This is a genomic window from Mycobacterium sp. THU-M104, assembly GCF_049197365.1.
Lineage (GTDB): Bacteria > Actinomycetota > Actinomycetes > Mycobacteriales > Mycobacteriaceae > Mycobacterium.
The window spans coordinates 1-11596 of record NZ_JBMIOP010000230.1; the positions used below are offsets into that span (position 1 = coordinate 1).

Below are 11596 nucleotides of genomic sequence, written 5' to 3' on the forward strand. Positions count from 1 at the left end.
CCGAGGCGCCGGCCTACGACTGTCGCGCCTCATAGACAGGAGATGTAGTGGCAGGTAAGGCCCGCGTACACGAGTTGGCCAAGGAACTCGGTGTCACCAGCAAGGAAGTCCTCGCCCGGCTCAGCGAGCAGGGCGAATTCGTCAAATCCGCGTCGTCGACGGTGGAGGCGCCGGTAGCCCGGCGGCTACGCGAGTCCTTCGGCGGCGGGAAGTCGGCCCCCGGAAAGAGCGCGACCAGGGCTCCCGCCAAGGGCCCCGACAAATCGCTCGACCAGGCCCTCGACAAGGCGATCAGCAAGTCCGTCGGCAACGGGGAAGCCGGAGCGGCCCCCGCCAAGCCAACGAGTCCCGAGACCGCACCGGCGCCGGCAGTCCAGGCTTCCCCGGCCCCGCCCGCCGCGACCCCGCAGCCGGCGCCCGGCCGTCCGTCGGCCCCGGCGCCCAAGTCCACGCCCACGGCCCCCGGCCAGCAACCCGGCCAGGCGGCGGGGCCGCACCCCGGTGCGACACCGGGCCCGCGTCCGGGGCCCGCGCCGAAGCCCGGCGTGCGTACCCCGCGCGTCGGCAACAACCCGTTCTCGTCGGCCCAGCCTGTCGACCGGCCCATTCCGCGTCCGGCGGCACCTCGCCCCGGCGCGCCCCGGCCGGGAGCGCCGCGCCCGGGCGCTTCGCCCGGCAACATGCCCCCGCGGCCCGCCGGTGCCGCCGGTGGGCCGCGTCCGCCTCGGACCGGCGCGCCCCGGCCCGGCGGTGCTCGCCCCGGCGGCGGTCGCCCCGACGGCGGCGGTAATTACCGCGGCGGTGCTGGCGGCGGGGTCGGTGCCGCACCCGGCGCCGGTGGCGGCGGTTTCCGCGGCCGCCCGGGTGGCGGTGGCGGCGGTGGCCGTCCCGGTCAGCGCGGGGGTGCCGCCGGCGCGTTCGGCCGTCCCGGCGGAGCGCCACGGCGCGGCCGCAAGTCCAAGCGGGCCAAACGCGCCGAATACGAGAACATGCAGGCGCCCGTTGTCGGCGGCGTTCGTCTGCCGCACGGCAACGGCGAGACGATCCGGCTGGCACGCGGGGCGTCGTTGAGCGACTTCGCCGAGAAGATCGACGCCAATCCGGCATCGCTGGTGCAGGCGCTTTTCAACCTCGGCGAGATGGTGACGGCGACCCAGTCGGTCGGCGACGAGACGCTCGAGCTGCTGGGCAGCGAGATGAACTACAACGTCCAGGTCGTCAGCCCCGAGGACGAGGACCGCGAGCTGCTGGAGTCCTTCGACCTGTCCTACGGCGAGGACGAGGGCGGCGAGGAGGACCTGCAGATCCGTCCGCCGGTGGTGACCGTCATGGGTCACGTCGACCACGGCAAGACCCGGCTGCTGGACACGATCCGAAACGCCAGCGTCCGCGAGGGTGAGGCCGGGGGCATCACCCAGCACATCGGCGCCTACCAGGTCACCGTCGAACTCGACGGCACCGAGCGGCCGATCACCTTCATCGACACCCCCGGTCACGAGGCATTCACCGCCATGCGGGCCCGCGGCGCCAAGGCCACCGACATCGCGATCGTGGTGGTGGCCGCCGACGACGGTGTCATGCCACAGACGGTGGAGGCCATCAACCACGCGCAGGCCGCCGACGTGCCGATCGTGGTGGCGGTCAACAAGATCGACGTCGAGGGCGCCGACCCGGCCAAGATCCGCGGCCAGCTCACCGAATACGGTTTGGTGGCAGAGGATTTCGGCGGCGACACCATGTTCGTCGACATCTCCGCCAAGCAGGGCACCAACATCGAGGCGCTGCTGGAGGCGGTCGTGCTGACCGCCGACGCCGCCCTGGACCTGCGGGCCAACCCCGACATGGAGGCCCAGGGTGTGGCGATCGAGGCGCACCTGGACCGCGGTCGCGGCCCGGTGGCCACCGTGTTGATTCAACGCGGCACGCTGCGCGTCGGCGACTCGGTGGTCGCGGGTGACGCCTACGGCCGCGTGCGCCGGATGGTCGACGAACACGGCGAGGACATCGAGGCGGCGCTGCCGTCCCGGCCCGTGCAGGTCATCGGCTTCACCTCGGTGCCCGGCGCCGGCGACAACTTCCTCGTCGTCGACGAGGACCGCATCGCCCGCCAGATCGCCGACCGGCGCAGCGCGCGCAAGCGCAACGCCCTGGCCGCGCGTTCCCGCAAGCGGATCAGCCTGGAGGACCTGGACTCGGCGCTGAAGGAGACCAGCCAGCTGAACCTGATCCTCAAGGGCGACAACGCGGGCACCGTCGAGGCGCTGGAAGAGGCCCTGATGGGCATCGTCGTCGACGACGAGGTTGCGCTGCGCGTCATCGACCGCGGCGTCGGTGGCATCACCGAGACCAACGTCAACCTGGCGTCGGCGTCGGACGCGGTGATCATCGGTTTCAACGTGCGCGCCGAGGGCAAGGCGACCGAGCTCGCCAACCGCGAGGGCGTCGAGATCCGTTACTACTCGGTGATCTACCAGGCCATCGACGACATCGAGAAGGCTCTGCGCGGCATGCTCAAGCCGATCTACGAGGAGAAAGAGCTGGGCCGCGCCGAGATCCGGGCGATCTTCCGGTCGTCCAAGGTCGGCAACATCGCCGGCTGCATGATCACCTCCGGCGTGGTGCGCCGCAATGCCAAGGCCCGGCTGTTGCGCGACAACCTCGTGGTCAGCGAAAACCTCTCGATCAGTTCGCTGCGCCGGGAGAAGGACGACGTGACCGAGGTCCGCGAGGGCTTTGAGTGCGGCATGACGCTGGGCTATGCCGACATCAAGGAAGGCGACATCATCGAGTCCTACGAGCTGGTGCAGAAGGAACGGACCTGATGGCCGATCCTGCCCGGGCGCGCCGGCTGGCCAAGCGGATCAACACGATCGTCGCTTCGGCGATCGAATTCGAGATCAAGGATCCGGGGTTGGCCGGGGTGACGATCGTCGACACCAAGGTGACCGCCGACCTGCACGACGCGACCGTGTACTACACGGTGCTGGGCCCCACGTTGGACGACGAGCCGGATTACGACGCGGCGGCGGCCGCGCTGGACCGTGCCAGGGGCGCCCTGCGCACGAAGGTCGGGGCGGGCACCGGCGTGCGTTTCACTCCCACACTGACGTTCGCCCGGGACACCACGTCGGAGACCGTGCACCGCATGGACGAGTTGCTCGCCCAGGCGCGCGCCGCGGACGCCGGTCTGGCGCGGGTCCGCGTCGGGGCCAAACCGGCCGGGGAGGCCGATCCCTACCGCGACCGGGCTACGGTCGAGGACACGGCCTGCGAGGACAGCGGTGAGGGCGATCGATCCCGGGACTGACGTGGCCGGCGACGCGCCCGGCGAGGCGGCCGGCGAGGCGGCCGGGACCGCGCGCGCGGACGCACGGAACCGCTGCGTGGATGCGCTCGGGGCCGCCGAGCTGCTGTCGGCTGCCGCGACGATCGCGGTGATCTCCCACGTCTATCCGGACGCCGACACGATCGGCGCCGGGCTGGCGCTGGCCCTGGCGCTGGATGCGAGCGGCAAGCAGGTCGAGGTCGGCTTCGCCGCGCCCGCCACGCTGCCGGAGTCGCTGGCGTCGCTGCCGGGATGTCACCTGCTGGTGCGCCCCGAGGCGATGCGAGCCGACGTTGACCTGGTCGTGACCGTTGACGTTCCGAGCGCGACGAGGCTGGGTGGGTTGAGGGTGCTGGCGATGTCGGCCCCGCAGTTGCTGGTCATCGACCACCATGTCTCCAACGAGATGTTCGGGACCGCGAATTTCGTCGACCTGTCCGCGGATTCCACGACGATGATGATCGCCGACTTGTTGGATGCATGGGGCCGGCCGATCGACTCCGACATCGCGCACTGCATCTATGCCGGGCTGACCACCGACACCGGGTCGTTTCGCTGGGCCGGCGCCCGCGCGCTGCGGCTGGCGGCCCGGCTGGTCGAGATCGGCGTGGACAACGCGACGCTCAGCCGGACGCTGATGGACACCCATCCGTTCGCGTGGCTGCCATTGCTGTCGCGGGTGCTCGGTTCCGCGCGGTTGCTGCCCGACGCGGTCGGCGGCCTGGGGTTGGTGTACGCGGTCGTCGAGAACAGGGACTGGGCGCGCTCGCGGGCCGAGGAGGTCGAGAGCATCGTCGACATCGTGCGCACCACGCAGCAGGCCGAGGTGGCGGCGGTCTTCAAGGAGGTCGAGCCGCGGCAGTGGTCGGTGTCGATGCGGGCCAAGCACGTCGATCTGGTCGCCGTCACATCCGGTTTCGGCGGTGGGGGCCACCGGCTGGCGGCCGGCTACTCGACCACGGGCTCGATCCACGACGTGGTGGCGTCGCTGCGCGCCGCCCTGGGCTGAGTGCCGTTCCGGCTAGAACGCCCAGCTGCCGGAGCGCTGGAGAACGAACCCGTGGTCGCCGCTGGTGGTATCCAGGCAGGCGGCGAGATTGTCCGTGCCGACGACGCACGTCACGTTGAGATACGACAACTTCTGGCCCGGACCCAGCAATTTGCCGCTCGAGGGCAACGAGGCGGGGCTGCCGTCGCAGCCGCCGTAGGACATGCGGCTCAACGCGTAGCCGGGTCCCTTGAAATTCACCGCCCCCACCACGCACTCACCCGGCCGGGGATGGCTGCCGCCGGGGAAGGGGACGTCGCTCATCCCCGGCATGTCGCCGTTGCACCGGATGTCCTGTGAGGGGCGCGGCGCGGGCGGCGGCCCGCCGTAGAAGTCGCAGACGAGGTTGTTCGGGGCGGAGAACCTGATCCGGGGGGACGTGCCCGGCCCCGTCGTGGTGAGATAGCCGTCCGCGGGGACCGCGCTGAAATCGTCGAGAGTGGGGAATCCGGGCGGGGGCTGCGCGGCCGCCCGCGGCGCGGCTGCCGTGATCGCGGAGGCCATGGCGGTGGCTGCTACCAAGGCCAGGGCGCCGGGCGCCCGCGCGGTGAGATCGAGGACCGCACGCACCGATGCCTCCTGCGCCCCCGAACCTGTTCTGCGGTTGTTGGGATCGTATTGGCTATCGCGGCCCGTGGCGATCAGGGCCGCCGCGGCCGTGCGGGAGCACTTCCTCGCGCACGACATTGTGTGATATGTGTGATAAGGATCTCAGTACAGGTCTCTGTGGTAGGGGGCGGGGGGAAAACCATGTCGTACGTGATCACCGCACCCGAAACGATGTCGGCCGCGGCCGGGAATCTGGCAGGTCTGGGCGTGTCGCTGCAGCACGCGACTGCCGCCGCAGCGGTTCCCACCACCACGCTCGCGGCCGCCGCCAACGACGACGTGTCGATCGCAATTTCGCGGGTTTTCGCGGCGTTCGGGCAGAAATTCCAGGCCGTCAGCGCCCAGGCGGCGACGTTTCATGACCACTTTGTGAGCTTGTTGGGCGGCGGCGCGGCGGCATATCTGAGCACCGAGGCCGCCAACGCCCAGCCGACACTGCTGGGCGGCCTGGGCGCGATCTTTGGCGGCGCCCTGACTTCGGTTGTCGGCGGGAGTCCGGTCGGGTCCTTGCTCACCGGCTTGAGTCAAGGCGCCGGTGGGGCGCTGTCCAACATCCTGAACGGCGGGCTGATCTCCGTCCTGTCCAACCCGGTCGGCACCCTGATCCAGCCCGTGGTCACGGGATTGTTCCCGCCCAGCATGCCTCCGTCCAATCCCGCCGCCGACCCGTGGGTTGTTCTGTTCACCCAAACCGGCGCCAACCTGCACGACCTCGGCGCTACCTGGGGCGCCGACCCCTTCCCCTTCCTGCGCCAGATCGTCGCGAACCAGGAGGGTTACGCGCAGACGGTGGGCGGGCAACTCGCATACGCCCTGACCAATCTGCCCACGACCTTGGCGAACGCGCCGGCGGCCCTCGATGATCTCGCGATCCAGCCGGTGCTGAACTTCAACCCGGTGGCGGCGGCCCAGGTCTTCATCGAACAGCAGATCGACTGGACCTCGACGATCGTGACATCGCTGCAGAAAACGGGCGCTGACCTGCAAACGACCATCCCGGTTTTCCAGGCCCACGTGGGGCTGGCCGAGCAAGCGATAGCGGCGGGTCACTACCACGAGGCGGTGCAGGACTTCACCCACGGCGCCTTGGACCTGTTCATCAGCGGCTTCAACACCAGCAACCTCTCGGATATCAAGATCCTCGGGCCGGGCGGGGACTTGCTTCCGATCCTGGCTATCCCGGCGCAGCAAGCGCACGACTTCGCCGGCCTTTTCAGCCCAGGCTCGATCCCCGGACAGATCGCGGACAACTACGACAACACGATCTCCACGCTCACGAATACGAACGTCTCGGCGAGCTTCGCGCTGAACGAAACCAACCCGAACGCCCCGGTGCTGGAGTCCAGCGCATACTTCGGATTGCCGTTGTCAGTGGTCTTTTCGCTGCTCGGGGCGCCTGTGTCCGGGTTGAACGGGCTCGCGACGGGCGCGACTGCGCTGGCCGCGGCGGTGCAGACCGGCAACCCTCTTGCGGTAGGCGGCGCGCTCGTCGACATGCCGGCCTACTTCTTGAACGGCTTCCTCAACGGCGAAACCGTCGTCAACATGACGCTGCCGGTGAGCGCAACAACGGCTCTTCCCGGCCTCGCGGGTCACACCCTGGGCCCGGTGCTCGAACAGGTCCTCGGCCTCACGGGCATCACCGGTCCAACTATCCCGGTCGTGGTCCACCTGTCCTTCGACGGGCTTCTGGTTCCGCCGCACCCGATCACGGCCACGATGGACGTGACGGCTTCGGATGCCACCGTCACGCAACTCAACCTCAACCTCGGAGGTACCCCCTTCGGCGGTCTGCTCCCCGAACTGCTCAACACCGTGCCCGAGCAACTCGCCGCCTCCATCGCGCCCGGGTGACCTAGCGCACCTGGGCGCGCCCGCGCTGCAGCACGGCCTCGCGGTTGGCGGCGATGTCCTCGCCGGTGGTCCGGTACTGTCTGGCCGCCATCGCTTCCAGCCACAGTCCTGGGCCGGTCTGGGTCTCGTCGATCCGGTGATAGGACTCCAGCAATGCCCGCACCGCGCCCTGGTTGTTGCCGACGATCGACGCCGCCACGTTCCGCGCGCTGCTGAGCAGCTGCTCGTGCGGAACCACGTCGGTCACCAGGCCGGTACGCAGCGCGTCGGTGGCCGACAGGTAGTCGCCGGTCATACTCATGCGCCGGGCCATCCCGACGCCCACCTTCTGCGGCAACCGCACGCTCAGGCCCCAGGTGGGGAGCAGGCCGACGCGGGCGTGCGTGTCGGCGAAACGCGCATTCTCCGAGGCGATCAGGATGTCGCAGTACAGTGCCAGCTCCAGCCCGCCGGTGACCGCGGCGCCGTTGATCGCCCCGATCACCGGTTTGGTCATCGCCGGCCACCGCGGCGAGATGTCGGGGAGCGCCGAGCTCTCACCGAGCTCCTTGAGATCCAGGCCCGCGCAGAAGACCGGGTCGGCGCCGGTCACGATGACGACGTCGACGTCGGCCTCGGCCTCGGCGTCGGCCAGGGCCCCGAAGAACCCGTCGCGCAACGCCGCGGACAGCGCGTTGCGGGACTGCGGGCGGTTGAGGGTCAGGGTGCGGACTCGGTCTTCGGTCTCGATCAGCAGGATGCCGTCGCTCATAGCGCAACCGTAATCGGTGCCTCAAAGACCACTATTATGGCTATATGACCAGAAATATGACCGCTACCGAGGTGAAGGCAAAAATCCTTGGTCTACTCGACGACGTCGCCCAAGGCGAGGTAATCGAGATCACCAAGCATGGTCGTACGGTGGCCCGGCTGGTGGGTGCCACTGGCGCCGGTTCACTCAAGGGCCGGTTGTCCGGCGTTGCGATGACGGCCGTCGCCGAGGACGAGCTCTTCACCACCGGGGAGACCTGGGACGCCTCGTGACGACAGTGCTGCTGGACTCGCACGCACTCCATTGGTGGTCGGCTGAGCCGCAGCGGCTGAGCAAGTCGGCCGGCCGGGCGGTCGAACAGGCCGACGAACTGGCCGTTGCCTCCATCACGTGGTTCGAACTGGCCTGGCTTGCCGAACACGAACGCATTCTGCTGACGATTCCCCTGCGTAGCTGGCTCGGGCGGCTCGCCCAGCATGTTCGCACGGTCGGCATCACCGCATCGGTGGCTGCCACGGCGGTGTCGCTGCCGTCGTCGTTTCCCGGGGATCCGGCCGATCGGCTGATCTATGCCACTGCCGTCGAACACGGTTGGCGATTGGTCACCAAAGACCGTCGCCTCCGGAGTCATCCGCATCCACGCCCGGTGACGGTCTGGTAGTCGACGGCGCACGACGGTTGTTCCTATTGCCTCCCTATTGTCGAGGGTATGTGTGGCGCCATCAGCGAACTGTTCAGGGCGACGCGGTGACGCCCGCACTCAAGGAGTGGAGCGCGGCGGTGCGCGCGCTGCTCGACGGCCGTCAGACGATCCTGCTGCGCAAGGGCGGCATCGGCGAGAAGCGGTTCGAACTGGCGTCCCGGGAGTTTCTGTTGTTCCCGACCGTCGCGCACAGTCACGCCGAACGGGTCCGGCCCGAACACCAAGACCTGCTCCCGCTCGCCGCCGGGGATGGCGGCGACGAGCACATCACGATTCGCGCGGCAGCGAAAGTCTTTGCAGCACTCAGTGTTACCCGACCGGAAGGCCTGCCGGAAATCGAGGATCTGCATATCTGGACCGCGGAGTCGGTACGCGCGGACCGGCTCGACTTCCGGCCCAGACACCAGCTCGCCGTGCTCGTGGTCTCCGCGCGCCCGCTCAGCGAACCGGTCCGGCTGACCCGCACCCCCGGGTACGCGGGGTGTTCCAGTTGGGTGCAGCTACCGCTGCAGCAACCTGGCCTGGCGCCGCCGGTCCACGACGAAGCGACGTTGGCCGAGATCGCCGCCCGGGTCCGCGACGCCGTGGGCTGACCTATTCGGAGGCGCCGACGAGGCGAGGCCGGGAACTTCCATGGCGCCATGCCTCTTCACCCAGACACGGTCGCCCCCTGATTCACCGGCGGCGGCAGGACCCGACATTCCAGAACGTCTGGATTGTCTATGCCTAGCCGGGCTTCGCCCCATCCCGACGGGCATTGTTGGTCTGGTGGCGTTGGGGCGGGAATTCCATGCGGGCTTTCACGCACATCCCATGATCATTGGTGCCCGCTTTGTGTTCAATGGTCTCCGACGGGTTTTCGCGGTGCCCGGAAGGTGTGTGGGATGGCTGCTGGCGGGCGGGATGGGCAACGGCGCCGTGGTGGTTTGGGGCGTGCCGCGCGCCTGGTGGTGGGTGCCGGTGCTGCGGCTGGTGTGCTGTCGGTGGCGGCGTTGTCGGCGGGGGTGGGGTTGCCGGGTGCGCGTGCTGACGTGCTGGATGTGATTCTTCAGCCGATCCTGGATGCGACGGCGGCGGGAGTGGGTGCGGCCACTGCTGATCTGGGAGCTGTGGGGGGTGACGTTGCCACGACTGTGGGAGCCGATGTGGGTGCGGGGCTCACCGACACCCTCGATGTGGCGGTGCTGTTGAACGCGACTTTGGCCGAGGTGGGTAATCAGCTCGATGTGGCCACCGTCGCGGCCAGTCAGGATTACATCGGCAGTCCGGTTGGGCAGGCGCTGGACTCGGCCCTCAACGAGCCCTCGGTGCTGTTGTTCGGGCGGGATCTGATCGGCAACGGTGTGAATGGATACACCGGTGGCAATGATTCGCTGCTGGGGAGCTCGGGATTGTTCGGCAACCTCGGTGACGGCGGCTTTGTGATGGGTGACGGCGGCGCCGGCGCTGCCGGTGCGGCCGGTGTCGATCACGGTGCCGGTATGGCGGGAGGCTCGGCGGGGCTGATCGGTGACGGCGGTGCCGGCGGTGGCGGCGTCGACGGCGGTATCGGTGGTGCCGGTGGCGCGGGTGGGTTGCTCCTGGGCGATGGCGGGGTCGGTGGCGCCGGCGGTCTGGGTCAGGCCGGAGTCGATGGCGGGGTCGGTGGGGCCGGGGGTATCGGCGGTGCCGGCGCTCACGTGCTGTTCGGTAACGGCGGCACCGGCGGCGCCGGCGGTGCCGGTGTGGATGGGGCCGCCGGTGGTGCCGGGGGTGACGGCGGCAGCACGGCGGCGTTGTTCGGTTTCGGTGGTGCTGGTGGTGCTGCGGGCGACAGCGGTACCGACGCGTCCGCCGGTGTGTTACCCGCGCTGGGGGGCGCCGGGGGTAACGGCGGCTTGTTCGGCTTCCACGGCATGGTCGGCGACTTCGGCCTGAGTAGCGCACCGGGTAACGACGCCACCGGAACGTTGCCGCAGATCACCGCCGACGGCGACTACCTCATCAACAGCGACGGCCAAGTCGTCGAAATGCACGGTTACAACCTCATCGACAAACTTCCGCCGGGCACCCCGTCTGCTCTGGGCTTCGACAATGCCGATGCGCAGTTCCTGCAGGACAACGGCTACAACGTGGTTCGGCTCGGCATCATCTGGTCCGACCTGGAGCCGCAGCCGGGTGTCTACAACCCCGATTATCTGGACTCGATCGACCAGACCGTGAACATCCTGGGACAGCACGACATCTACACCATCATCGACATGCACCAGGACGCCTACAGCAGCGACTTCGGCGGCGAAGGCATGCCGACGTGGGCGACGGATGCCGGCGCGCTCAACGTGCAATTGCCTTTCCCGGCCAACGAGTTCCTCGATCCCGCAGAGTTGCACGCCTGGGATGAGTTCTGGGTCAACGCCGACGCCTCCAACGGCATCGGGTTGGAAGACAACTACGCCCAGATGGCTGAACACGTCGCCGCCAACTTCAACGGCAACTCTGATGTGGCCGGTATCGAGATCATGAACGAACCGAGCCCGGGTTCGCAATGGCCGCTGACGGTCTTGGGTGACCCGTTCTTCGGGCAGCAGCAGCTGACGCCGTTCTACGACCAGGTGGGTGAGGCCATCCGCGCCGTCGACCCGAACACGACGATCTTCTACGAACCCAGCGTCACCTCCAGCTTCATGTCGCCCATCCATCTGGGCTCCCTGGACGTCTCCAACACCGCCCTGTCGTTCCACGACTACTGTCAATTCACCATCCCGGTCATCGGGTGCGTGCCCGATGTCGACCTGATCGCCCAAACCGCAGTGGATTACGCCCAGGCGCACGACATCCCGGCCTTCATGACCGAATTCGGAGCCACCAACAACGTGACAGAGCTCGCGGCCTCGATGGGGGCCGCCGACCAAAATCTCATCGGCTGGACCGAGTGGGCCCTGACAGGTCAAAACGACATCACGTCCACGTCGGCGGCCACGGAGTGGTTGATCAAGAACCTCGCCGAACCTTTGACCGGCAGCAACATCGACACAGGTAACTTGGACGCGTTGTCCGCCCCGTATCCTCAGGTGATCTCGGGGACGCCGGATTCGTGGTCGTTCAGCAATGGTGTCTTCGAATTCACCTACTCCACAGCAGAAGTCGGCGGATCTGGAACCTTCGCAGCAGGCTCGGACACCACGATCGCCGTGCCACAGGTGGAGTTCCCCAACGGGTATACCGTGGACGTCACCGGCGGCGCCGTGACATCGTCAGCCGACGCCTCCCAACTGGTCATCTCCTCTGACCCCGGTGTCGACACCATCACCGTCGTCGTGACCGCGG

10 protein-coding genes are annotated in these 11596 nt (G+C 68.5%); 8 read left to right on the plus strand and 2 right to left on the minus strand.

Going from position 1 to position 11596, the window contains the following annotated elements:
- The first annotated feature begins 47 nt into the window (after window positions 1-47).
- The 3 genes from infB (at window position 48) to ACOJVU_RS17520 (ending at window position 4334) form a co-directional block, all read left to right on the plus strand.
- The gene (gene infB, locus ACOJVU_RS17510) at window positions 48-2822 is read left to right on the plus strand and encodes a translation initiation factor IF-2 (protein ID WP_421530933.1); all 2775 of its coding nucleotides are present in this window, start codon (window positions 48-50) and stop codon (window positions 2820-2822) included.
- Window positions 2822-3307 carry a 30S ribosome-binding factor RbfA gene (rbfA, locus tag ACOJVU_RS17515; protein ID WP_421530934.1) on the plus strand — a complete coding sequence of 162 codons (486 nt, stop codon included), beginning with the start codon at window positions 2822-2824 and terminating at the stop codon, window positions 3305-3307. The genes infB and rbfA overlap by 1 nt, the downstream gene beginning before the upstream one ends.
- Before the next feature lie 76 nt (window positions 3308-3383).
- Entirely contained in the window at window positions 3384-4334 is a 951-nt protein-coding gene (locus ACOJVU_RS17520) for a DHH family phosphoesterase (protein WP_421530941.1), read from the plus strand.
- Between the two features lie 12 nt (window positions 4335-4346).
- Here the strand turns inward: ACOJVU_RS17520 and ACOJVU_RS17525 are convergent, their stop codons facing one another.
- Complete coding sequence (locus tag ACOJVU_RS17525) at window positions 4347-4943, minus strand: hypothetical protein (protein ID WP_421530935.1); 597 nt, start codon at window positions 4941-4943, stop codon at window positions 4347-4349.
- A gap of 180 nt (window positions 4944-5123) precedes the next feature.
- On the opposite strand from ACOJVU_RS17525, the gene ACOJVU_RS17530 reads away from it, so the two are divergent.
- Window positions 5124-6836, plus strand: a complete 1713-nt coding sequence (locus ACOJVU_RS17530) for a PE family protein (RefSeq protein ID WP_421530936.1) — start codon at window positions 5124-5126, stop codon at window positions 6834-6836.
- A 1-nt stretch (window position 6837) separates the two neighbouring features.
- On the opposite strand, the gene ACOJVU_RS17535 is transcribed toward ACOJVU_RS17530, so the two are convergent.
- On the minus strand, window positions 6838-7587 hold the full coding sequence (locus tag ACOJVU_RS17535) for an enoyl-CoA hydratase (protein WP_421530937.1): 750 nt from the start codon (window positions 7585-7587) through the stop codon (window positions 6838-6840).
- Window positions 7588-7643: 56 nt separating this feature from the next.
- On the opposite strand from ACOJVU_RS17535, the gene ACOJVU_RS17540 reads away from it, so the two are divergent.
- The 4 genes from ACOJVU_RS17540 to ACOJVU_RS17555 all read left to right on the plus strand — a co-directional run.
- Window positions 7644-7859 carry a type II toxin-antitoxin system Phd/YefM family antitoxin gene (locus ACOJVU_RS17540; protein ID WP_421530942.1) on the plus strand — a complete coding sequence of 72 codons (216 nt, stop codon included), beginning with the start codon at window positions 7644-7646 and terminating at the stop codon, window positions 7857-7859.
- Complete coding sequence (locus tag ACOJVU_RS17545; protein WP_421530938.1) at window positions 7856-8248, plus strand: type II toxin-antitoxin system VapC family toxin; 393 nt, start codon at window positions 7856-7858, stop codon at window positions 8246-8248. The genes ACOJVU_RS17540 and ACOJVU_RS17545 overlap by 4 nt, the downstream gene beginning before the upstream one ends.
- Before the next feature lie 86 nt (window positions 8249-8334).
- Window positions 8335-8883, plus strand: coding sequence for a DUF1802 family protein (locus ACOJVU_RS17550; RefSeq protein ID WP_421530939.1), 549 nt, complete (start codon window positions 8335-8337; stop codon window positions 8881-8883).
- A 291-nt stretch (window positions 8884-9174) separates the two neighbouring features.
- Window positions 9175-11596, plus strand: a 2422-nt coding sequence (locus tag ACOJVU_RS17555; RefSeq protein ID WP_421530940.1) for a cellulase family glycosylhydrolase, incomplete at its 3' end; no start/stop codon positions are given.

What these genes read in the sequence shown, in the direction of transcription:
- ACOJVU_RS17540 (WP_421530942.1), top strand. Translation starts at nt 7,644, where the DNA reads ATGACCGCTACCGAGGTGAAGGCAAAAATCCTTGGTCTACTCGACGAC.
- ACOJVU_RS17535 (WP_421530937.1), bottom strand. Translation starts at nt 7,587, where the DNA reads ATGAGCGACGGCATCCTGCTGATCGAGACCGAAGACCGAGTCCGCACC.
- rbfA (WP_421530934.1), top strand. Translation starts at nt 2,822, where the DNA reads ATGGCCGATCCTGCCCGGGCGCGCCGGCTGGCCAAGCGGATCAACACG.
- ACOJVU_RS17530 (WP_421530936.1), top strand. Translation starts at nt 5,124, where the DNA reads ATGTCGTACGTGATCACCGCACCCGAAACGATGTCGGCCGCGGCCGGG.